This is a genomic window from Streptomyces sp. NPDC046215 (genome assembly GCF_040646215.1).
GTDB lineage: Bacteria > Actinomycetota > Actinomycetes > Streptomycetales > Streptomycetaceae > Streptomyces > Streptomyces stramineus.
On record NZ_JBEYZW010000048.1, the window covers coordinates 18,859 to 40,926 of the forward strand.

Consider the following 22,068-nt stretch of genomic DNA (forward strand, 5'->3'; position numbering starts at 1 on the left):
TAAAGAGGGTCAGTACGTCTCAAGGGTCTCACGACCCGCCGACACCCCTCCTGACCTTTTTCCTGACCTTTTCCTGTCCTTTTTTCCGTCCTGTGCCCCCGGGCCGCCCGGGACCTGCCAGGGACCGGCCTCAGCCCTTGTAGTCCTTGCCCAGGACCACGGTGACATCCGCGTTCGGGGCGCCCTTCGCCTTCTTCACCGCGCCCGCCGGCAGGCCCAGGGTCTTGGCGACCTCCCCGGCCTCGGCCGCCCGCCCGTCGTCGGCGTAGGTCACCGCCGACGCCGCCTCGGCCGCGCCGGCCGTCCCGGCGTCGACGACGGTGTAGCCGCCGTTGACGAGCGTGACCTGCGCCGCCCCGGAAGCGGTCTTGCCTCCTGTGGCGTTCTTCACGCTCACGCGCGGCGCGGCGTTCTTGTCGGTCTTGTGCACCGTGCCGCCGAGCACATCCTTGACCACGCTGCCGGTCGCCTGTTCGCTCAGCGTCCCGTCCGCCTGCACCGGCAGCGCGGTGGTGACGTACGAGCCCTTCTTCGCCAGCGCCGCCAGGTGCGCCAGCGAAGCCCCGAGCTGCTCGACGGAGAGCGAGGGGTCGGGGATCTGGGCGAGCGACTCCACGGTCCGCGTCGCGGCGGCGGGCTCGCCGGAGACCTTCTTCAGCACCGCCTGCATGACCTGCCCGAAGCGCGCCAGCTGCTTGTCGGGGGCCTCCCCGGCCCCCCGGTGGGTGGCGTAGGCGACGGCCATCTGGCCGCTGAGGTCCTGTGCCGCGCCCCGCCGCACCAGGGGCGTGTCGCCGGTTTTGGCACCGGGGACGTCGGTGTCGGTGTCGACGGCGATCCCGCCGACCAGCTCGACCAGGTTCTCCAGGTACGGGGTGTCCAGCCGCCAGCTGCCCTTGATGTCGGCGCCCAGCAGGGTGTTCAGGGCATCGCGGGTGGCGCCCGTGCCGTCGTCCTGCACGGACTTGCCGAGCGTGGTGGAGCCTCCCCCGTCCTTGCCGACGGCCAGGGTGTTCGGCAGCAGGACCGTGGTGCCCTTGTTCGTGGTCGCGTTGTCGACCAGCAGGGCGGTGGAACTGCCGCCGCCCTTCGTCTGCCGCAGATGGACGACGATCACGTCGCGCTTCTGCGCCCCCGCGGCCACGGCCGGCCCCTTCTTGCCGCCGGAGCCCCCCAGCCACAGGTAGGCACCGAGGCCGCCCAGCGCGAGGACGAGCACCACGGCGAGGGCGATGTAGCGGTTGCGGCCCTTGCGCTTGCGCTCGTCACGCCGCTCGGTGCGGCTCTCGCTGAATTTGAGCCAGTCGATGACGTCCTCGGAGTCCTCGTCCGGCTCCTCGATGAAGGAGAACTGCTCCGTGCGGTACTCCGGCGCGTCCTGCGCCGCCCGCGGCTCCGGCTCCCCGGCGTGCTCCTCGGCCGCGCCCTGCTCCTCGTAGGAGGGCGGGCCCGCCTGCCGGGGGATCCACTCCTGCTGCTGGGCCTGGGCCTGCTGCTGGGGCTCGGGTGCCGTGTACGGGTCGAAGCCGGTGTCGTGGCCCCCGTGGCCGTAGCCGTACCCCTGCTGCGGTACCGGCTGCTGCTGGACGCTCTGGTGCTGCTGTGCGACAGGCTGCACCGGCTGCCCGTACTGGTCGTACACGCGCTCAGGGGCGTCCGGCCGGTACACCGGCTGACCATAGGCGTCGTATCCGTACACCAGGGGTTGCCGCGCGTACGGGTCCTGCGCGTACGGCTCCTGTCGGTCGTTCACCAGTGCCCCTCAAGTGGCCTTCAGTGCCGGTACAGCTTGCGCTTGTCGATGTAGCGCACCACGCCGTCGGGGACGAGGTACCAGACCGGGTCGCCCTGCGCTACGCGCGTGCGGCAGTCGGAGGAGGAGATCGCGAGCGCCGGCACCTCGACGAGCGAGACGCCGCCCTCGGGCAGCCCCGGGTTGGCGAGTATGTGCCCCGGCCTGGTGACGCCGATGAAGTGGGCCAGCGAGAACAGCTCCTCGGTGTCCCGCCAGGTGAGGATCTGCTCCAGCGCGTCGGCGCCGGTGATGAAGAACAGGTCCGCGTCGTCGTTGAGGGAGCGCAGCTCGCGCAGCGTGTCGGTGGTGTACGTCGGCCCGCCGCGGTCGATGTCGATGCGGCTGACCGAGAACTGGGGGTTGGACGCGGTGGCGATCACCGTCATCAGATAGCGGTCCTCGGCCGGCGACACCGTCTTGTGGCTCTTCTGCCACGGCTGTCCGGTCGGTACGAAGACCACCTCGTCCAGGTGGAACCGCGCGGCCACCTCGCTCGCGGCGACCAGGTGGCCGTGGTGGACCGGGTCGAAGGTCCCGCCCATCACGCCGAGCCGCCGCTTCACGGGCCCTGTCTGCTCTCCCATGCGTGCAGACCCTACTGGGCGCGGCACGCGGGCGAACCCTCAGGGACCGGTGCGCGTCAGCGGTCGCGGTTGAAGCGGGTCGTGATCCAGAGCAGGGCCAGCAGGATGAGCAGAGCGGCGCCACCGGTGACGTAGGGGCTGAGGCTCGGGTGGGTGTCCACGTGCTCGCCCTCGGAGGCGAGCGTGACAAGGGCCGTGTGGGCGGAAGCGAAAGCAGTCATCGTCGGCAGGACCTATCCGGGATGGGATCGGGCAGAGATTTCTGCCACATCGTATGCGGGTGCCGGTGGCGCGCTCACGCCGACTCCACGCCTCAGTCGTTCTTGCCGTACCCGCGGAGCAGGAACCAGGCGAGGAGGGCGATGCCCACGACGCCGACGACGATCACCGTGCGGAGCAGCGCGCCGGGCCCCGTGTCGCCCTTGGAGACGGCGAGGAACTCGGTGAACTGGGGGTGTGCGGCCAATGCATTCATGTCGGGCATGTCTCCACGGTAGCCATGTCGGCGGCAGCGCCTAGGGTGGGGTCCGGCAGCCGGGGGACGGGCCACGATCAGCCCATTGAGGGGGTCTTGATGAGCGAGCGCACCAGCGACAGCGCGTCGGGGAACGGTTTCGGAGGGGAGCCCGGCGAAGGCCGGGAGCAGGGGCCCGGCCGGCGGCGGAAGCGGTTCCCGGACATCTCCTCGCGCGCGTACGAGCACCCGGCGGACCGTTCGGCCCTGGTGGCCCTGCGCAAGCTGAGCGGCTTCGACACCGTCTTCAAGGCGCTGAGCGGGCTGCTGCCGGAGCGCAGTCTGCGCCTGCTGTACCTGTCCGATTCGGTGCGGGTCGGCGAGCAGCAGTTCCAGCACCTGCACACCATGCTGCTGGACGCCTGCTACATCCTGGACCTGCCCAGGGTCCCGCCGATGTACGTCACCCAGGACCCGCAGCCGAACGCCATGTGCATCGGTCTGGACGAGCCGGTCATCGTGCTCACCACGGGCCTGGTGGAGCTGCTGGACGAGGAGGAGATGCGGGCGGTCGTCGGCCACGAGGTGGGGCACGCCCTGTCCGGCCACGCGGTCTACCGGACGATCCTGCTGTTCCTCACGAACTTCGCGCTGAAGGTCGCGTGGATCCCGCTGGGCAATGTCGCGGTGATGGCGATCGTGACGGCGCTGCGCGAGTGGTTCCGCAAGTCGGAGCTCTCCGCGGACCGGGCGGGCCTGCTGGTGGGCCAGGACCTGCGGGCGTCGATGCGCGGCCTGATGAAGATCGCGGGCGGCAACCACCTGCACGAGATGAACGTGGACGCGTTCCTCGCCCAGGCCGAGGAGTACGAGGCGGGCGGCGACCTGCGCGACTCCGTGCTGAAGATCATGAACATACTGCCGCGCAGCCACCCGTTCACCACCGTGCGCGCTGCGGAGCTGAAGAAGTGGGCCGGGAGCCGCGAACACCAGCGGATCATGGACGGTCACTACCCGCGCCGCTCCGAGGACAAGGACACCTCGGTGACCGACTCCTTCCGGCAGTCCGCGGGCCACTACGCCGAATCGGTGCGCTCCAGCAAGGACCCGCTGATCGGCCTCGTGCGGGACATCGCGGGCGGTGCGGGCGACCTGGGCGGCCGGCTGCGGGACGTCTTCGGCGGGCGCACGGCCGGCCCGCCGCCGTCCTCCGGCGAGGACGGCCCCGGGGGCGGCTCCAAGGGGCCCGGGAAGGATGCCGGGCCCGACGGGCCGGGAGACGGCCCCCAGCGGCCCTAGAAGGGCCCTGGGCGACGCCCGGGGCCCGGCCCGGTCACCGTCCGCCGGGCGGGCGCGGCTGCGCCCGGTCGGCCATGGCGCCGCACACGGCCACCGCCGGCCCGCCGCCGGTCGCGTACGGATCGGTGCCCTCCGGGCCCTCGGCGCTCGCCTTCTGGCCGGCCAGCAGGGGGCGCAGGTACGCCTCGGCGTCGGCCGAGCAGGATGCGGGGCCCGCCTGCTGCTGGCTCTGCAGAACGATCAGCTGGTGTTCCTGGAGCCCGTCGCGGTCGAAGCGGAAGTGCATGGTCCGGCGGACGGTGAACAGCGACGCGCCCGCCGCGTCCGCCCGGGCGGCCCGGTCTTCGCCCGCGCCCGCGGGGCGCAGGGCGTAGACGAAGGTGTGGTCGGCCGAGACCTCCAGGGTGGAGGTCCCGGTCTCGGCGACGGAGAAGACGCCCTGCGCGCGGACGGGGGTGTCGACGAGGGCCACCTGGGCGGGGTCGAAGCGCACCAGCCAGGCCGTGGCGGCGTGCTGCCCGTCGTCGGCCGGATGGTCGAAGCTGCGGTCGAACTGCTCCAGCTGCGAGGGGTCGAGCAGCAGCCGCACGCTGCGCTGCGCGCCACCGGTGAGCACGGCGGGGTCGAGCGCCGACTTCACCGTGTACTCCTTGGCGGCCGCGAGCGCCGCCATCACCTGGCTCTCGGAGAAGTGCCGGGTGCTGCGCGCGGCGGGCAGGTTGACGCCCTCGACGCCCTCGCGGAACTGCGCCGCCGGACTGTTTTCGAACAGTTGCGCGGCGGTGCCGCCGGGCACCGCCCCCCGGGGCGCCAGGGGCACCAGGGTGCTGCGCATCGGCTCCGCGGCGGGGGCGCCGGGGTCCTGGTAGGGGTGGCGCAGGCCCATGTAGACGGCCGTGCCGAAGGCGAGGGCGATCAGGACCACCAGGACGAGGACCTGGCGGGAGGTGCTGACGCGGGTCCACACCCGGCGGTTGCGCACGGCCAGGGCGTGATCGCCCATGCGCTCGCTGGCGGAGAGCTCCTCCAGCCGGGCAGCCCGCACGAACGATTCGTCGAAGACGACGGATCGGTACTCGTCGTCCCCACTCCCCGGGACACCTTCGGGCGTCCCCTCAGGTGGGTCTCCAGGCCCGTCCATACCTCAAGAGTAGGTCTGCCGGGGGCTCGGTAAACGCGCTGGTACACGACAAGTTGTGACGGGAAATCCCGGTGTCCGGTGCACCTGCCCCGCCGCCGGGCCGCCGGGCCTCAGCGGCGGGGCGCCGCGGAGGCCACCGGGGGCTCCGAATCGGCCGATACCGACGGCAGCACGCCCTGCCGGTCCCCCGCCGGGGCGTCCACCCCGGTGGTCGCGGGCGGGGGATCGGTGCCGGGCCGATTTCCGGAGGAGGCGCTGCGGTAAACGGCGGCGAAGGCGAGCGCCACCACCCCGATGCCCATGAGGACGGCCAGCACCCAGGCCACCGGGCGCTGCCAGCGGGGGCGGCCGCGGTAGGGCCGGCGGGGGGCGCCGTAGCGCCCGTACGGGCCGTAGGCGTCGTCGGGATCGAGGTCGTGGGTGAGGGTGGGCCACTGGCCGGCGCGCCCCGGGTGGTGACCGGTCGCGGCGCCGCCGTAGGCGTCCTCGTAGGGGTCGTCGTAGTCGTACGGATCGTCGTCGGCGGGGCCGCCGCCCGCCCGGGAGCGGGTGGCCTCGGCCTCGGCCCGGGCCTGGGCGGCGGCGAGCATCCGCTCGACCGCGGTCGGTTCGTGGATCGCGGCGGACCGCACGAACTCCTCGTCGAAGACCACGGAGGCGAACGCGTCGTCCGCGTCTCCGTGGCGGTGGCTGTCGGGCTCCTCGCCGTCCGGGAACGGCTGGCCCCCCACATCGTCCGGCACCCGACCAGCGTAGCCCCGAACCGGTCAATCCGCGCAGCCGCTAAGGGAATTCAGCTCCCGGCCGGACCGCCCCCGCGCACGTGCCCGTCGCCGGTGACGATGTACTTCGTCGAGGTCAGCTCCGGCAGGCCCATCGGGCCGCGCGCGTGCAGCTTCTGCGTCGAGATGCCGATCTCGGCACCGAATCCGAACTGGCTGCCGTCGGTGAACCGCGTGGACGCGTTGACCGCGACGGTCGTGGAGTCCACCAGCTGGGTGAAGCGGCGGGCCGCCGCCTGCGAGGTGGTGACGATCGCCTCGGTGTGCCCGGACGTCCACAGCCGGATGTGGCGCACGGCGGCGTCCAGGGAGTCCACCACGGCGGCCGCGATGTCGTAGGAGAGGTACTCCGTCTCCCAGTCCTCGACGGTCGCCTCGACGACCGTCGCCGGGCCGCCCTCGGCCAGCTCCAGCACGCGCTCGCACCCGTGCACCGTCACGCCCTCGCGCGCCAGCGCGGCCAGGGCCCGCGGCAGGAACTCCGCGGCGATGTCCTGGTGCACCAGGAGGGTCTCGGCGGCGTTGCAGACGCTCGGTCGCTGCGCCTTGGAGTTGACGAGGATCTCCACGGCCATGTCGATGTCGGCCTCGGCGTCGACGTACACGTGGCAGTTGCCCGTACCGGTCTCGATGACCGGCACGGTGGACTCCTCGACGACGGTGCGGATCAGCGAGGCGCCGCCGCGCGGGATCAGCACGTCGACCATGCCGCGGGCCCGCATCAACTCCCGTACCGATTCCCGGCTCTCGCCCGGCACGAGCTGCACCGCGTCGGCGGGCAGGCCGGCGCCGCCGACGGCGTCACGCACCACCCGCACCAGGGCGGTGTTCGAGGCGTAGGCGGAGGAAGAGCCGCGCAGCAGCACGGCGTTGCCGGACTTCAGGCACAGGGCGGCCGCGTCCACCGTCACGTTCGGCCGGGCCTCGTAGATGATGCCGACGACGCCGAGCGGCACCCGCACCTGACGCAGGTCGATGCCGTTGGGCAGGGTGGAGCCGCGCACGACCTCGCCGACGGGGTCCGGCAGGGCCACCACGTCCCGGACGTCCTTGGCGATGGCCCGCACCCGCTCGGGGGTGAGCGTCAGCCGGTCGATGACCGTCTCGCTCGTCCCGGCGGCCCGGGCCTTGGCGACGTCCTCGGCATTGGCCTCGACGATTTCCCTGGTGCGGACCTCCAGCGCGTCGGCGATCGCCAGCAGCGCCTCGTCCTTGGCCGAGCGTGGCAGTGGCGCGAGGTCGGCCGCCGCGGCACGGGCCCGGTAGGCCGCGCGCAGCACCGGGGACTGCGGCATGGGGTCGGCGAGGGGGGAGGGGAAAACGCTGCTCATGGCCCGCAGCCTAGCCCCGGCGCGCGCCTCGGCCACACGCGTTCCGCACTGCGGGACGGCGGGAGGCGCCAGGCGGACACACGGGGGCCGCCTCGCCGGCCTCCCGTGAGCGGCGGCCGGGTCTCAGAAGGGGTGTACCCCCACCGGAGTGGCCGGCAGCGGGCCGTAGCCCTCCGCGATGCGCTGGTGATAGGTCTCCCGGTCGATGACCTCCAGGCCGACGATCTCCCACGGAGGGAGCCGGGCCGACGACCGGTGCTCACCCCACAGCCGCAGCGCCACCGCCGCCGCGTCGTGGAGATCACGCGCCTCTTCCCAGTAGCGGATCTCGGCGTGGTCCCCGGCGTAGCGGCTCGTCAGCAGAAAAGGATGATCGTGCGCCAGTTGTTCGAGGGCCCGCCGGACCTCAGCGAGCGGCGCCTCGGCGCCCGAGACGCTCAGGGTGATGTGCCACAGCCGGGACACCTCGCCCCGGTCCGCCACCGGCGCGGCCTCGGTCCGCTCCGGCACCCCCGGCTCGCCCGCCTCGTCCGTCTCCTTGGTCCCCCCTCGCGTGCCGACGCTGGTCAGTGTGCGCTCCGCCGTCCCTCGGGGCAGCGCCCCTGGGCGCCCTCGTCTCACCGGCGGCCTCCTGTTGATCGCTGCTCCGCGCGCGGGCGGCGGAGCCGTGTGGTGCGCTCTCCGGCGGCGTCCCGCGCCGGGCCGGGACCCGGCCCCTGCGCCGGGCCTGTCCCCGCGCCGGCCCGGGCCGCTCCGCGCCGTCCCCACCGGCCTGCGCCGGCGCGGGCCCGGCTGCGGAGTGCCCCGGCCGGTCCAGGTCGGTGCCCCGGGGACCGCCCGCGCGCGACGGCCCCCGCATCAAAGTTGACCAGTCCGGGCGCGGCCGCGTGACGGTTTTCCGGAAGGTCCCCATGGAAAGGCTGGACTTACTTGCGCATCTCGCCCCGGCTGACGCCCGTCAGCGGTGCAGCACGACCAGATCGTCCCGGTGCACAACCTCGCGCTCGTAGCCGGGGCCCAGCTCGCGGGCCAGGTCGCGGGTGGAGCGGCCGAGCAGCTGCGGGATCTCGCCCGCGTCGAAGGCCACCAGGCCCCGGGCCACGGCCCGCCCCTGCCGGTCCCGCAGCTCGACGGGGTCGCCCGCGGTGAATTCGCCCTCGACCGCCGCGATGCCCGCCGGCAGCAGGGAGCCGGTCCCCTCCACGACGGCCCGCACCGCGCCGTCGTCCAGGGTCAGGGCGCCGCGCGGCGCGGAGGCGTGGGCGAGCCACAGCAGCCGGTCCGCGGAACGGCGCCCGGTGCGGTGGAAGAACGTGCCGGTGGGGCGCCCGGCCAGGGCGTCCGCCGCCTGGCTGGCCGAGGTCAGCACGACCGGGATGCCGGCCGCGGCCGCGATCCGGGCGGCCTCGACCTTGGTGACCATGCCGCCGGTGCCCACGCCCGCCTTGCCGGCGCTGCCGATGGACACGCCCTCCAGGTCCCCGGGGCCGGTGACCTCCGCGATCCGGGAGGTGCCGGGGATGCTGGGGTCGCCGTCGTACAGACCGTCGACGTCCGACAGGAGGATCAGCAGGTCGGCTCGGACCAGGTGGGCGACGAGGGCCGCCAGCCGGTCGTTGTCGCCGAACCGGATCTCGTCCGTGGCCACCGTGTCGTTCTCGTTGACGACCGGGACCGCGCCCATGGCCAGCAGCTGGTCCAGCGTCCGGTAGGCGTTGCGGTAGTGCGCGCGGCGGCTGGTGTCGTCCGTCGTCAGCAGCACCTGCCCGACGCGCCGCCCGTAGCGCGCGAAGGACGCGGTGTAGCGGGCGACCAGCAGGCCCTGGCCGACGCTGGCGGCGGCCTGCTGGCGGGCCAGGTCGCGCGGGCGCCGGTCCAGGCCGAGCGGCGCCAGCCCGGCGGCGATGGCGCCGGAGGAGACCAGCACGATCTCCCGCTGCCCGCCGGCCTTGGCCAGCGTGTCGACCAGCGCGTCAACCCGGTCGGCGTCCAGCCCCCCGCCCGCGGTGGTGAGGGAGGACGACCCGACCTTGACCACGATCCTGCGGGCGCCCGTCACCTCCGCGCGCGCGGCCGCGGCTGCCCCGGTGCTGTCCCCTGCCCCTGTCACGTACGTACACCTCTGTGATCGCCGGTCGTCTGCCTGGTCCGGACCGCAAATCTACCGTCTGGCGATTGTGGTCGTTCGGCCCTGTTTTGCGGTGGTTGCCGTCATGGAAGATTGCTCCCGGGCCAGCCGCCGTCATACGGTCGGTAGTCGACCGTCGTCCACTACGGTCCCACCCCCTCGTCCTTCTCTCGTCCTCCTGCCAGGAGCCCGCCCCGTGCCCTCTGCCGGAACAGCCTCCCGCCGAGTCGTACAGCTCGCGGCGCTGCTCGCGATGCTGGTGTTCTTCGCCACTCAGCTCGTCGGAGCACTGCTGCCGAACGTGCCGCTCTTGATCACCGCCTCGGCGGCCGGCCTCGCGCTCGACCTCTACCTGCAGCACCGCGACCCCGGTCTCGTCGCCGTGCTCGGCAAGATCCGCTTCGATGTCATGGTGCGGCAGCTGCTGCGCGACATGCTGCTCCTGGTCGGGCTGCTGCGACTGCACGGCGACGGCTCGCTCGGCGACTACGCGCCGGCCTTCGTGGGGCTGGTGCTCTTCTACGCCGCCCACCTCGCGTGCCAGGCCACCGCGATCCTGGTGCGGCGCAGCCGCACCCTGCCGTTCCTGACCCGGAACATCGATGCCTCGGGCCTGCACCTGACCGCCGCCCCGCCGCGCCTCCTGGCCCGCCAGCACGGCCGCCGGCTGCTGCGCTTCGCCATCCCCGCCACGGCGGGCATGCTCGTCACCGCGGCCACCGAGAAGCCCCTGTGGGGCGAGCTCGGCGTGGGCCTCGCCCTCGTCCTCGCCCTCGTCGGCACCGGGTACCTCGCGAGCTGGCTGCGCCCCAAGAAGCGCATCGCCAACGAGGCGCAGGCCCTGGAGTGGCTGGACCGCTGGCTGGCCGGCTACCAGCCGACCGTCGGCATGTACTTCTCCGGCGGGACGAGCTCGGCCTACCAGGCCAACATGTGGCTCTCCACCCTCGCCGAGCTCGACGGCAACCCGATCATCGTGCTCCGCGAGCGCTTCATGGTGCAGAAGATCGACGCCACGGACGTGCCCATCGTGTGCATCCCCAAGGTCGTGCACCTGATGGCGCTGGAGAAGTCCTCGCTGAAGATGATGCTGCACCCCGCGAACTCCGGTAAGACCTCGCAGGTCCTGCGCATGCCGTCGATCAAGCACGCCTTCACCAACCACGGCGAGAGCGACAAGCTCTCCAGCTGCAACCCCTACTCCAAGGCGTACGACGAGATCTGGGTCGCCGGTCCCGCCGCCCGCGAGCGCTACCAGCTCGCCGACATCGGCGTCGACGACCGCGACGTCGTCGAGGTCGGCCGGCCGCAGCTCGCCCCGATCCGGCCGTTCCAGGGCGCGCCGGCCGGGGAGTACACCACGGTCCTGTACGCGCCGACGTGGGAGGGCTGGGACGGCCAGCCCGGCAACACCTCGGTGATGCTCGCCGGCGAGAACATCGTGCGCGCGCTGCTCGCCGACCCCAAGGTCCGGCTGCTGTACAAGCCGCACCCCATGACGGGCTCCGTCGACCCGCGCGCGGGCCTCGCCAACGAGCGCATCCAGGCCATGATCCGCGAGGCCAACACCAAGCGCTCCGGTGCCCGGCCCGGCCCGGAGGCCGCCGCGGAGCTCGCGCGCCGCACGGCCGAGCTGGACCGGCTCACCACCAGCACCTTCCGGGACAGCGCCGACGAGGTCGAGCGGATGCTGCTGCAGGGCACCCCGGAGAAGGGCCGCGCCGCGACCGTCGAGGCCGCCATGATCGCCTGGGAGACCGCGTTCTGGGCGTCGCTGCCTGTCTGGGAGCACCAGATCATCACGGCCGCCCGCCCGGCGCTGTACACCTGCTTCAACGAATCGGACCTGCTGATCAGCGATGTCTCCAGCGTGGTCTCCGACTACCTGATCAGTGAGAAGCCGTACGCGGTGGCCAACACCAGCGGCATGGCCGAGGACGAGTTCCGCGCGGTCTTCCCGACCGTCAGCGCGGCCACCATCCTCACCCCCGGGGCGGAGGGCGTCCCGGCGCTCCTCGCGGCCGTGCGCAGCCCCGGCGAGGACGCCCTGGCGGCGGCCCGCGCGGAGCTCAAGGTCCAGCTGCTGGGCCCCTCGGACCCGCCGTCGCTGGTCCGCTTCAACCAGGCGGCCCTGGCACTGGCCGCCGAGGCCGACGCCCGCCGGGCGCGGATGGAGGCCCGGGCGGCCTCCGACATCCCGGGCCAGCGCGAGGCCGACGAGACGGCCGCCGTCTGACGGCGACCTGCTCTGCACTACGGGGAAGGCCCCGGGAGGATCTCCTCCCGGGGCCTTCCCCGTAGGCGCGCCCGGTGCCGGGGCCCTCGCGGGCGGCACGCACGGGGGCGGTGCTCGCGCGGCCGGGGCGGTGCTCGTGCCCCGGGCCGTCACAGCCGCCCGGGCCCGGCGGCGGGCCGACGGCGCCCGGAGCCACCGCCCTGGCCACCACAACGGCCCCGGCGGCGGGTCCGGCGGCGGGTCCGGCGGCGGGTCCGGCGGCGCGAACGCCCCACCCGGCCGCCTCCGGCCGGCAGACCCGCTCCGCCCCGGCCCGGTGTGCCTCGTGCGCCGCGACCATCGAAGCGGTCCTGTCGAAGCGGTCCCGGCGGCCCCGGTCCAGCCTCGAACCCGGCGGCCACCGGCTCCGCACCACGGCCCCCAGAACGCCCCAGCGGCGGCGTGACGCCGCGAACGCCCCCACCCGACCCCCGGGGGCTGCCCGACGCCCCGGAAGCGCCTCTAAGGGCCCTCAGGGCCTCACCGCATGCGAACGGGCCGCACCCCCAAGGGGTACGGCCCGTCTCTCAAGAACCCTCAGCCGCTCAGAACGGCTTGAAGTCGCGGAACTCCTGGTCGACCTCGTCGCGCTCGGCGTCGCGGTCCCGGCGGCGGACCGCCGCGGGGCGCGGGGCGTCCAGGCGGTGGTCCTCGCCGCGGCGGCCGAGCATCTCCGCGCCGGCCATCATCGTGGGCTCCCAGTCGAAGACGACCGCGTTGTCCTCGCTGCCGATCGCGACGCCGTCACCCGTGCGGGCACCGGCCTTCATCAGCTGCTCCTCGACACCGAGGCGGTTGAGGCGGTCCGCCAGGTAGCCGACGGCCTCGTCGTTGCTGAAGTCGGTCTGGCGCACCCAGCGCTCCGGCTTCTCGCCGCGCACCCGGTAGATGCCGTCCTCCTCCAGCGTGACCGTGAAGCCCGCGTCGTCCACGGCCTTCGGGCGGATGACGATGCGGGTCGCCTCCTCCTTCGGCTTGGCCGCGCGCGCCGCGCCGATGATGCCGGCCAGCGCGAAGGAGAGCTCCTTCAGGCCCGTACGGGCCACGGCGGACACCTCGAACACCTGGTAGCCGCGCGCCTCCAGATCCGGGCGGATCATGTCGGCGAGGTCCTGGCCGTCCGGGATGTCGATCTTGTTGAGGACGACGAGGCGCGGCCGGTCGTCGAGACCGCCGTACTGCGCCAGCTCGGCCTCGATGACGTCCAGGTCGGAGACCGGGTCGCGGTCCGACTCCAGGGTCGCCGTGTCCAGGACGTGCACGAGCACCGAGCAGCGCTCGACGTGCCGCAGGAACTCCAGGCCGAGGCCCTTGCCCTGGCTGGCGCCCGGGATCAGACCGGGGACGTCCGCGATGGTGTAGACGGTCGAACCGGCCGTCACCACGCCCAGGTTCGGGACCAGCGTCGTGAACGGGTAGTCCGCGATCTTCGGCTTGGCGGCGGAGAGCACCGAGATCAGCGAGGACTTGCCCGCGCTCGGGTAGCCGACCAGCGCCACGTCGGCGACGGTCTTGAGCTCCATGACGATGTCACGGGCCTCGCCCGGCTCGCCGAGCAGCGCGAAGCCGGGCGCCTTGCGGCGTGCCGAGGCCAGCGCCGCGTTGCCGAGGCCGCCGCGGCCGCCCTGGCCGGCGATGAAGGTGGTGCCCTGGCCGACGAGGTCGGCGAGGACGTTGCCCTGCTTGTCCAGGACGACGGTGCCGTCCGGCACGGGCAGGATCAGGTCCTGGCCGTCCTTGCCGGAACGGTTGTCACCGGCACCGGGCGCACCGTTGGTGGCCTTGCGGTGCGGGCTGTGGTGGTAGTCGAGGAGCGTGGTGACCGACTGGTCGACGACCAGGATCACATCGCCGCCACGGCCGCCGTTGCCACCGTCCGGGCCGCCGAGCGGCTTGAACTTCTCACGGTGAACGGAGGCGCAGCCATGGCCTCCGTTACCCGCGGCGACGTGCAGCTCGACGCGGTCCACGAAGGTGGTCATTGCGGTGCCTCCTGAGGAATACGGGGATGTTTCTTACTCAACACGCCGAGGGCGGACCGGCTTCCCCGTCACCGGAAAAAGCTGGCCCGCCCTCGGAAAGATGCTGTGTCGTGCCGAACTGCTGATTACTCAGCGACCGGAACGATGTTCACGACCTTGCGGCCACGGTGGGTGCCGAACTGCACCGCGCCGGGGAGCAGGGCGAACAGGGTGTCGTCGCCACCGCGACCGACGCCCGCGCCCGGGTGGAAGTGGGTGCCGCGCTGGCGGACCAGGATCTCACCGGCGAGGACGGTCTGACCGCCGAAGCGCTTGACGCCGAGCCGCTGAGCGTTGGAGTCGCGACCGTTCCGAGTGGACGATGCGCCCTTCTTGTGTGCCATGTCTCCTCAGTCCCTTACTTCGCAGCCGTGGGGATGCCGGTGACCTTGATCGCCGTGTACTGCTGGCGGTGACCAATGCGCTTGCGGTAGCCGGTCTTGTTCTTGTACTTCAGGATGTCGATCTTGGCACCCTTGTGGTGGTCCACGATCTCGGCCTGGACCTTGATCCCGGCCAGCACCCACGGGTCGCTGGTGACGGACTCGCCGTCGACCACGAGCAGCGTGGAGAGCTCGACGGAGTCGCCCACCTTGCCGTCGGAAATCTTGTCAACCTCGACGATGTCGCCGACAGCAACCTTGTGCTGGCGACCACCGCTACGCACAACTGCGTACACGCGGATCTCACTCTCTCGCTGGTAATCGGGACCTCTGATGCCAGCCGCTCGCACGGGCGTGAACCTGTGACTGTCCGAGTGGACGAGCGGCCTCTCCCGGAAAACTCCGGAAGGGATGTGCTCAGGGGTTGGCGTACAGACGCCGAAGGACAAGGTTACGGGGCCCTGTCCTGGGGGTCAAACCGGTCCCCTCGCCGGTGCGGCCCCACCGAGGAGGGGCCGTCCGGCCTGGTCACCCGGCCACGGAGAACCGCGGCCGGGCGGGGCCGGTCCGCTCACGGGACGCCGGGAGACGCTCACGTCTCCCGGCATCCGCTGCGCGGACCCGCCCCTTGCCAGGGGTGTGGCTCAGTCCTCGGCGGAGGAGGCGGCCGCGGCCGTCTTCTTCGCCGTCTTCTTCGCCGGTGCCTTCTTGGCCGCCGTCTTGGTGGCGGTCTTCTTGGCGGTGGTGGCCTTCTTGGCGGTCGTCGTCTTCTTGGCCGCCGTCTTCTTCGCCGCGGTGGCCTTCTTCGCCGGTGCCTTCTTGGCGGCCGTCTTACGGGCCGTCTTCTTGGCCGGAGCCGCGGACTCGTCCTCAGCTGCCTCGGGGACCTCGGCGGCCTCGGCGGCCTCGGCGGCCTCCGTGGTCACCTCGGGCTCCCCGGGCTCCTCGGCCGGTGCGGACACCGGCTCCGGCGCGGCGGGGCTGCTGACGACCACCACGGCCGCGTCCTCGGCCGACGTGGGCGACCCCGCCGGGGCGGAAGCCCGGCGGACCACACGGCGGCGCGTACGGGCGGGGGCGGCGGCCGGAGCGGCCTCCACCGGAGCCTCGGCCACCACGGGCTCGGCCTTCGGCTCCTCGGCCACCACGGTCACCGGCTCGGCCGGCTGAACGGGCTCGGCGGCCTCGACCACGGGCGCGGCCGACGGAACGACGGTCTCCGGCTCGGCGGCCCGCGGCGCACCCGCCGGGGCGGTCACCTTGCGGGTCGCCCGGCGGCGCGTACGGCCGCCGCGGCCACCGGCCGCGGCACGGGCCTCGGCCGGGCTGCCGAACCACTCCTCGTCCCCGCCGACCGACGGCTGCAGCTCGGCCTCGGTCACCGCGACGGGCTCCAGCTCGGGCAGCTCCGGAGCCTCCTCGGCCACGGCGGCCGGGGCGGTCTCCTCCTCGGCCTGCGCGGCCTCGATCACGTACTCGTCGTGGTCGTGCTGCGGGGCGCCGGACTTGCCCTTCTTCTTGCCGCGCTTGCCGCCGCCACCGCCGCCGATGGACGTCGGCTGATCCATGTGGACGATCACGCCGCGGCCGTTGCAGTGCACGCACGGCTCGGAGAAGGACTCCAGCAGGCCCTGGCCGACCCGCTTGCGGGTCATCTGGACCAGACCCAGCGAGGTCACCTCGGCGACCTGGTGCTTGGTGCGGTCCCGGCCCAGGCACTCCAGCAGGCGCCGCAGCACCAGGTCCCGGTTGGCCTCCAGCACCATGTCGATGAAGTCGATCACCACGATGCCGCCGAGGTCGCGCAGCCGCAGCTGGCGCACGATCTCCTCGGCCGCCTCAAGGTTGTTCTTGGTGACCGTCTCCTCCAGGTTGCCGCCCTGGCCGGTGAACTTGCCGGTGTTGACGTCGACGACGATCATCGCCTCGGTCCGGTCGATGACGAGCGAACCGCCGCTCGGCAGCCAGACCTTGCGGTCCAGCGCCTTCATCAGCTGCTCGTCGATCCGGTACGTGGCGAAGACGTCGACGTCCGACGTCCACTTCTGCAGCCGGTCGGTGAGGTCCGGGGCGACGTGCGAGACGTAGCCGTGGATGGTCTCCCAGGCGCCGTCACCGCTGACGATGACCTTGGAGAAGTCCTCGTTGAAGATGTCGCGCACGACGCGGACGGTCATGTCCGGCTCGCCGTACAGCAGGGTCGGGGCGTTGCCGCTCTTGGCCCGCTGCTGGATCTCCTCCCACTGCGCCTGCAGGCGCTGCACGTCACGCGCCAGCTCGTCCTCGCTCGCGCCCTCCGCGGCGGTACGGACGATGACGCCCGCGTCCTCGGGGACGATCTTCTTGAGGATCTGCTTCAGACGCGCCCGCTCGGTGTCGGGCAGCTTCCGGCTGATGCCGGTCATCGACCCCTCGGGCACGTACACCAGGTAGCGCCCCGGGAGGGAGACCTGGCTGGTCAGCCGGGCGCCCTTGTGACCGATCGGGTCCTTGGTGACCTGGACGAGCACGGACTGGCCGGACTTCAGCGCCGTCTCGATGCGGCGCGGGCCGTTGCCCATGCCGAGCGCCTCGAAGTTGACCTCACCGGCGTACAGGACGGCGTTGCGGCCCTTGCCGATGTCGACGAACGCGGCCTCCATCGACGGCAGGACGTTCTGGACCTTGCCCAGGTAGACGTTGCCGACGTAGCTGGTGGCCTGTTCCTTGTTGACGAAGTGCTCGACGAGGACGTTGTCCTCCAGCACCCCGATCTGCGTGCGCTCGCCGCTCTGGCGTACGACCATGACGCGCTCGACGGCCTCGCGGCGGGCCAGGAACTCGGCCTCCGTGATGATCGGCACCCGGCGGCGGCCCTGCTCACGGCCCTCACGGCGGCGCTGCTTCTTCGCCTCCATGCGGGTGGAGCCCTTGATGGACTGCACCTCGTCGAAGCCGGTGCCCGGCTCGCGCTCCTCGCGCTTGCGGGGCTCGCGGACCTTGACGACCGTGCGCTCCGGGTCGTCACCGCCCGCCTCGACCTCACCGCCGTCGCCACTGCGGCGACGGCGCCGGCGGCGCCGGCGGCTGCTGGAGGAGCCGCCCGGCTCGTCGCCGTAGCCCTCCTCCGCCTCGTCCTCGGCCTCGGCCTCGGCGTCCTGCTCGGCCTCGGCCTGCTCCTCGTCCACGGACTCGCCCTCGGCGTCACCGCTCTCGCCCCGGCGGCGGCGACGGCCGCCCCGGCGACGGCGGCGGGACGGGCGGTCGCCCGACTCCTCGTCGTCCTGCGCGGCACCCTCGGCCTGCGCGTCCTCGGCCGGCTCCGCGAGCTCCTCGGCCTCCGCCACGGCGGGGGCGCTCTCCTCCGCCACGGGCTGCTCGGCCTCGGCGGTCTCGGCGGCCTCGCCACGGCGACGGCGGCGACGGCGGTTGCCGGAAGCGGCGGGCTGCGAGGCCTCGGCGACCGGCTGCGGCTCCTCCTCGGGCTGCTCGTCCTCCACGAGGGCGGCGGCCGCGGTCTCCGGCGTCTGGAACATGGGCTCGGTGAAGACCGGCGCCTGGAAGACGGCGGTCGGCGGGCGCACGGCACGGCGGCGGCCGCGCGCGGGGGCGGCGGTCTCGGCGGCGGCCGGCTCGGCCTCGCCGGAGGCGGCCTGACGGGCGCGGCTCTCGGCCTTGGCGGCGTCGAGGGCCGCGGCGGCGGCCTCGGCGTCACCGCTGGCGACCCGGCGGCGCGACCGCCCCTTGGCGGCGGTGGCCGGCTCGGTCTCGGCGGCCGGCTCGGCGTCGGTGGCGCGGCGGCGGGACCGGCGGCCACGCGGCTCGGCGGCGGGCGCCTGCTCCTCGGCGGCGGCCTCGGCGGTCTCGGCGGGCGCGGGGGCCTCCGTGACCTCGGCGGTCTGCGGGGCACCCGCCGGGGCGGTGGCCTTGCGGGTGGCACGACGACGGGCACGCGGCGCAGGGGCGGCCGGAGCCTCCTCGACGTCGTCCTCGACCGGCGCGGAGCTCTCGACGGCCTCGGGGGCCGGGGTGGGCTCCACGACGCTCTCCGCGGTCTGCGGGGCACCCGCCGGAGCGGTGGCCTTGCGGGTGGCACGACGACGGGCACGCGGCGCAGGGGCGGCCGGAGCCTCCTCGATGTCCTCGGCGGCCTCGGCGGCCTCGGCGGCCTCGACGACGTCGGCCACCGGGGCCGGGGCGGGCGTGGCGACGGTTTCCGCGGCCTGCGGGGCGCCCTCGGGCGCGGCGGCCTTGCGGGTGGCGCGGCGGCGCGTACGGGCCGGCTTGGCGTCCTCGGCCTGGACGGCCTGGACGGCCTCGACGGGCTCGGGGGCCTGGGCGACCGGCGCCTCTTCGGCGGCCGGTTCGGCGGCACGGGCGGCGGCCGCGGGTGCCGCCGTCTTGCGCGTGGCACGGCGGCGGGGGCGCGCCGGGGTGGCCGGGGCCTCCGTGCCGGTGCTTACGGCTTCGGCGGCGGGGGCTTCCGCGGCGGGGGCCGGGGCCGGCTGGTCGGCGGTGGTGCCGGCCGTCACGGCGGGCTGCGCGGCGTCGGTGCCCGCGGTCGGCGGGCCCGCCGGGCGGGACGCCGCACGGCGGCGCCGGCGCGGCGGCAGCGTGTCCCCAGGACCGCTGTCGGAGTTGTTGGTGGGCTCAATGGGTTCGAGCATGCGGGCGGTTCTCCCGTCACGCTCCCGGGCGCCGCGCCTTGATCCGGCCCGGCGGTCCGCGTGATGTGCGCGGTCTGCCGTCCGGGGCGCGGTCGCCGCACGGGAGCTGTCGTCTCGCTCGCCGGCCCCGGAATATCGGTACCGGCGAAAGTCTCCTGGTCAGTGCGCCTGCCGGGCCCCGGGTGGCTCCCGTGTGGATCGGCGGCGCGGTGACGGCCGTCCTACGCGGGACCTTCCGGCACCTGCGCGGCACCGGCGCTCGGTCCGGCGGCCGTGATGGATGCGGCCGGGGAAGCGTCGCGGTCGGGCGCGAGCGGGTCGGTCACCGTGCCGGACTCCTCATCGAGCAGCCCCTGCGCCAGCCTGGTCACCGCAGCGGGGACCGGCGGCGCCAGGTCGGCCGTAGCGCGGAGACCGGACAGGACGTCGTCGGGTCGAACGGCAGGTGTCAAGTGCCGAACAACCAGCCGCAGTATCGCACAGGCACCGACGCCGGGCCTATCGGCCGGACCGTCGAGCGCCTCGAGTCGGGCGACGGCGCCGCGCGTGTCGAACGTCCGCATGCCGTTTTTCGTACGCCGCTGGACCTCGACGGTCTCCGCGGCGAGGAACGCCGCGACGGCCCGTTCGGCGTCCGCGACCTCGACGCCGTCGAGCCGCATCTCCCACAGGGAAGCCTGCAGCCGGTCGGCGAACGAGGAGGTGTGCGCCTCCACCGCGTCCGTGATGTCGAGCCCGTCGGGCAGCGACTCGTCGAGGAGCTCTCGCAGCTGCTGCGGGTCACGAACCTCGGCGAGCTGGATCTCGAGGAACTCGGCCTCGCTGCCCGTTCCGGTGGGTGCGGCATTGGCGTACGACACCTTGGGGTGCGGGGTGAAGCCCGCCGAGTACGCCATCGGCACCTCGGCCCGGCGCAGGGCCCGCTCGAAGGCGCGCTGGAAATCACGGTGGCTGGTGAACCGAAGGCGGCCGCGCTTGGTGTAGCGCAGACGAATGCGCTGCACCACGGGCGCGGGCGGCGGGCCTTCGGGCTGTCGCTTGCCCAGTGTTCTGTCCTTCGTGAGTGCGGTCGTACTGCTACCTAGAGTACGTGCCTCACGCGGGAGCGCGCCCCGGTGGGTCTTGAGGATGCACCACCGCTGCGCGGCGGTGTCCTCAAACGCCGGACAGGCTTTTCAGCCTGTCCGGCGTTTGAGGACGCGCCCGCAGGGCGCTCGTTACTTCACTGTGAGCGGCAGCAGCTTCTTGCCCGTCGGGCCGATCTGGATGGAGGTGTCCATCTGCGGACACACGCCGCAATCGAAGCACGGCGTCCAGCGGCAGTCCTCGACCTCGGTCTCGTCGAGGGCGTCCTGCCAGTCCTCCCAGAGCCAGTCCTTGTCCAGGCCGGAGTCCAGGTGGTCCCAGGGCAGGACCTCCTCGTACGTGCGCTCGCGCGTCGTGTACCAGGCCACGTCGACGCCCTGCTGCGGCAGCGTCTGCTCGGCGCACTTGATCCAGCGGTCGTAGCTGAAGTGCTCGCGCCAGCCGTCGAAGCGGCCGCCGGACTCGTAGACGGCCCGGATGACGGCGCCCACGCGGCGGTCACCGCGCGAGAGGAGGCCCTCGATGATGCCCGGCTTGCCGTCGTGGTAGCGGAAGCCGATCGAGCGGCCGTACTTCTTGTCGCCGCGGATCTTGTCGCGGAGCTTGGCCAGGCGGGCGTCGGTCTCCTCGGCGGAGAGCTGCGGCGCCCACTGGAACGGCGTGTGCGGCTTGGGCACGAAACCGCCGATGGAGACGGTGCAGCGGATGTCGTTCTGCCCGGAGACCTTGCGGCCCTCGGCGATGACGTTGACGGCCATGTCACCGATCTGGAGGACGTCCTCGTCGGTCTCCGTCGGCAGGCCGCACATGAAGTACAGCTTCACCTGGCGCCAGCCGTTGCCGTACGCGGTGGAGACCGTACGGATCAGGTCCTCCTCCGAGACCATCTTGTTGATGACCTTGCGCATGCGCTCGGAGCCGCCCTCGGGGGCGAAGGTGAGGCCGGACCGGCGGCCGTTGCGGGTGAGCTCGTTCGCGAGGTCGACGTTGAAGGCGTCCACGCGGGTCGACGGCAGGGAGAGGCCGATCTTGTCCTCGGTGTACCGGTCGGCGAGGCCCTTGGCGATGTCACCGATCTCGGTGTGGTCCGCGGAGGACAGCGACAGCAGGCCGACCTCCTCGAAGCCGGTCGCCTTGAGACCGCGTTCCACCATCTCGCCGATGCCGGTGATGCTTCGCTCCCGCACGGGGCGCGTGATCATGCCGGCCTGGCAGAAACGGCAGCCGCGGGTGCAGCCGCGGAAGATCTCCACGGACATGCGCTCGTGGACGGTCTCGGCGAGCGGGACCAGGGGCTGCTTGGGGTAGGGCCACTCGTCGAGGTCCATGACGGTGTGCTTGGAGACCCGCCACGGCACGCCCGACCGGTTGGGCACGACACGGGCGATCCGGCCGTCGGCCAGGTACTCCACGTCGTAGAACCGCGGGACGTAGACGCTGCCGGTCCTGGCGAGGCGCAGCAGCACCTCGTCGCGGCCGCCGGGGCGGCCCTCGGCCTTCCACGCCCGGACGATCTCGGTGATCTCCAGGACGGCCTGCTCGCCGTCGCCGACGACGGCGCAGTCGATGAAGTCCGCGATGGGCTCGGGGTTGAAGGCCGCGTGGCCGCCCGCGAGGACGATCGGGTCCTCGACGGTGCGGTCCTTGGACTCCAGCGGGATGCCCGCGAGGTCCAGGGCCGTGAGCATGTTGGTGTAGCCGAGCTCGGTGGAGAAGCTCAGGCCGAAGACGTCGAACGCCTTGACGGGGCGGTGCGCGTCCACGGTGAACTGCGGGACCTTGTGCTCGCGCATCAGCTCCTCGAGGTCCGGCCACACGCTGTACGTGCGCTCGGCGAGGACGCCCTCGCGCTCGTTGAGGACCTCATAAAGGATCATGACGCCCTGGTTGGGCAGTCCGACCTCGTACGCGTCGGGGTACATGAGCGCCCAGCGCACGTCGCACTCGTCCCACGGCTTGACCGTGGAGTTGAGCTCTCCGCCGACGTACTGGATCGGCTTCTGCACATGCGGGAGCAGCGCTTCGAGCTGTGGGAAGACGGACTCGACAGACATCTCGACCTTCGGGAGCTGGCAGGGGGCGACTCTCTAGCGTAACGCGATCGCGAGCGCTCCCTGTCGCACGCCGACGCGGCAGCACGGCC

At 73.0% G+C, this 22,068-nt stretch carries 17 protein-coding genes; 2 read left to right on the forward strand and 15 right to left on the reverse strand.

The window, feature by feature from the left end; all coding sequences use genetic code 11:
• Window positions 1-130 precede the first annotated feature (130 nt).
• The 4 genes from ABZ951_RS21050 to ABZ951_RS21065 form a co-directional block, all read right to left on the reverse strand.
• Complete coding sequence (locus ABZ951_RS21050) at window positions 131-1,753, reverse strand: LCP family protein (RefSeq protein ID WP_344095734.1); 1,623 nt, start codon at window positions 1,751-1,753, stop codon at window positions 131-133.
• A 20-nt stretch (window positions 1,754-1,773) separates the two neighbouring features.
• The gene (gene nadD, locus ABZ951_RS21055; RefSeq protein ID WP_344095736.1) at window positions 1,774-2,379 is read right to left on the reverse strand and encodes a nicotinate-nucleotide adenylyltransferase; all 606 of its coding nucleotides are present in this window, start codon (window positions 2,377-2,379) and stop codon (window positions 1,774-1,776) included.
• A gap of 56 nt (window positions 2,380-2,435) precedes the next feature.
• Window positions 2,436-2,600, reverse strand: coding sequence for a hypothetical protein (locus tag ABZ951_RS21060; protein ID WP_344095738.1), 165 nt, complete (start codon window positions 2,598-2,600; stop codon window positions 2,436-2,438).
• Between the two features lie 92 nt (window positions 2,601-2,692).
• Window positions 2,693-2,863 (reverse strand): hypothetical protein, encoded by a 171-nt coding sequence (locus ABZ951_RS21065; protein WP_344095756.1) that lies wholly within the window; start codon window positions 2,861-2,863, stop codon window positions 2,693-2,695.
• A gap of 90 nt (window positions 2,864-2,953) precedes the next feature.
• On the opposite strand from ABZ951_RS21065, the gene ABZ951_RS21070 reads away from it, so the two are divergent.
• Complete coding sequence (locus ABZ951_RS21070) at window positions 2,954-4,132, forward strand: M48 family metallopeptidase (protein WP_344095740.1); 1,179 nt, start codon at window positions 2,954-2,956, stop codon at window positions 4,130-4,132.
• Between the two features lie 34 nt (window positions 4,133-4,166).
• Here the strand turns inward: ABZ951_RS21070 and ABZ951_RS21075 are convergent, their stop codons facing one another.
• From ABZ951_RS21075 to proB, 5 genes are all read right to left on the reverse strand, one after another.
• The gene (locus ABZ951_RS21075; RefSeq protein WP_344095742.1) at window positions 4,167-5,273 is read right to left on the reverse strand and encodes a hypothetical protein; all 1,107 of its coding nucleotides are present in this window, start codon (window positions 5,271-5,273) and stop codon (window positions 4,167-4,169) included.
• Window positions 5,274-5,383: 110 nt separating this feature from the next.
• Window positions 5,384-6,016: a hypothetical protein gene (locus tag ABZ951_RS21080; RefSeq protein WP_344095744.1), complete on the reverse strand. Its 633-nt coding sequence runs from the start codon at window positions 6,014-6,016 to the stop codon at window positions 5,384-5,386.
• Window positions 6,017-6,066: 50 nt separating this feature from the next.
• Window positions 6,067-7,386, reverse strand: coding sequence for a glutamate-5-semialdehyde dehydrogenase (locus ABZ951_RS21085; RefSeq protein ID WP_344095746.1), 1,320 nt, complete (start codon window positions 7,384-7,386; stop codon window positions 6,067-6,069).
• Between the two features lie 123 nt (window positions 7,387-7,509).
• Window positions 7,510-8,007 carry a hypothetical protein gene (locus ABZ951_RS21090; RefSeq protein WP_344095748.1) on the reverse strand — a complete coding sequence of 166 codons (498 nt, stop codon included), beginning with the start codon at window positions 8,005-8,007 and terminating at the stop codon, window positions 7,510-7,512.
• 337 nt (window positions 8,008-8,344) lie between these two features.
• Entirely contained in the window at window positions 8,345-9,424 is a 1,080-nt protein-coding gene (gene proB, locus ABZ951_RS21095; protein ID WP_344095754.1) for a glutamate 5-kinase, read from the reverse strand.
• 286 nt (window positions 9,425-9,710) lie between these two features.
• Here proB and ABZ951_RS21100 point away from each other — a divergent pair, with 286 nt between their 5' ends.
• The gene (locus ABZ951_RS21100; protein WP_344095750.1) at window positions 9,711-11,750 is read left to right on the forward strand and encodes a hypothetical protein; all 2,040 of its coding nucleotides are present in this window, start codon (window positions 9,711-9,713) and stop codon (window positions 11,748-11,750) included.
• A 584-nt stretch (window positions 11,751-12,334) separates the two neighbouring features.
• Here ABZ951_RS21100 and obgE read toward each other — a convergent pair.
• The 6 genes from obgE to ABZ951_RS21130 all read right to left on the reverse strand — a co-directional run bounded on the left by obgE (window position 12,335) and on the right by ABZ951_RS21130 (window position 21,979).
• Window positions 12,335-13,771, reverse strand: coding sequence for a GTPase ObgE (gene obgE / locus ABZ951_RS21105; protein WP_344098096.1), 1,437 nt, complete (start codon window positions 13,769-13,771; stop codon window positions 12,335-12,337).
• Between the two features lie 125 nt (window positions 13,772-13,896).
• Window positions 13,897-14,154 (reverse strand): 50S ribosomal protein L27, encoded by a 258-nt coding sequence (gene rpmA, locus ABZ951_RS21110; protein WP_344098097.1) that lies wholly within the window; start codon window positions 14,152-14,154, stop codon window positions 13,897-13,899.
• A gap of 14 nt (window positions 14,155-14,168) precedes the next feature.
• On the reverse strand, window positions 14,169-14,489 hold the full coding sequence (gene rplU / locus ABZ951_RS21115; protein ID WP_130877714.1) for a 50S ribosomal protein L21: 321 nt from the start codon (window positions 14,487-14,489) through the stop codon (window positions 14,169-14,171).
• 348 nt (window positions 14,490-14,837) lie between these two features.
• Window positions 14,838-18,839, reverse strand: coding sequence for an Rne/Rng family ribonuclease (locus tag ABZ951_RS21120; protein ID WP_361280446.1), 4,002 nt, complete (start codon window positions 18,837-18,839; stop codon window positions 14,838-14,840).
• Between the two features lie 221 nt (window positions 18,840-19,060).
• Entirely contained in the window at window positions 19,061-19,843 is a 783-nt protein-coding gene (locus ABZ951_RS21125; protein WP_344092977.1) for a TIGR03936 family radical SAM-associated protein, read from the reverse strand.
• Between the two features lie 213 nt (window positions 19,844-20,056).
• Window positions 20,057-21,979, reverse strand: coding sequence for a TIGR03960 family B12-binding radical SAM protein (locus tag ABZ951_RS21130; RefSeq protein WP_344092975.1), 1,923 nt, complete (start codon window positions 21,977-21,979; stop codon window positions 20,057-20,059).
• Window positions 21,980-22,068: the final 89 nt, after the last annotated feature.

What these genes read in the sequence shown, in the direction of transcription:
- rpmA (WP_344098097.1), bottom strand. Translation starts at nt 14,154, where the DNA reads ATGGCACACAAGAAGGGCGCATCGTCCACTCGGAACGGTCGCGACTCC.
- ABZ951_RS21075 (WP_344095742.1), bottom strand. Translation starts at nt 5,273, where the DNA reads ATGGACGGGCCTGGAGACCCACCTGAGGGGACGCCCGAAGGTGTCCCG.
- obgE (WP_344098096.1), bottom strand. Translation starts at nt 13,771, where the DNA reads ATGACCACCTTCGTGGACCGCGTCGAGCTGCACGTCGCCGCGGGTAAC.
- ABZ951_RS21065 (WP_344095756.1), bottom strand. Translation starts at nt 2,863, where the DNA reads ATGCCCGACATGAATGCATTGGCCGCACACCCCCAGTTCACCGAGTTC.
- ABZ951_RS21130 (WP_344092975.1), bottom strand. Translation starts at nt 21,979, where the DNA reads ATGTCTGTCGAGTCCGTCTTCCCACAGCTCGAAGCGCTGCTCCCGCAT.
- nadD (WP_344095736.1), bottom strand. Translation starts at nt 2,379, where the DNA reads ATGGGAGAGCAGACAGGGCCCGTGAAGCGGCGGCTCGGCGTGATGGGC.
- ABZ951_RS21085 (WP_344095746.1), bottom strand. Translation starts at nt 7,386, where the DNA reads ATGAGCAGCGTTTTCCCCTCCCCCCTCGCCGACCCCATGCCGCAGTCC.
- ABZ951_RS21120 (WP_361280446.1), bottom strand. Translation starts at nt 18,839, where the DNA reads ATGCTCGAACCCATTGAGCCCACCAACAACTCCGACAGCGGTCCTGGG.
- ABZ951_RS21070 (WP_344095740.1), top strand. Translation starts at nt 2,954, where the DNA reads ATGAGCGAGCGCACCAGCGACAGCGCGTCGGGGAACGGTTTCGGAGGG.
- ABZ951_RS21060 (WP_344095738.1), bottom strand. Translation starts at nt 2,600, where the DNA reads ATGACTGCTTTCGCTTCCGCCCACACGGCCCTTGTCACGCTCGCCTCC.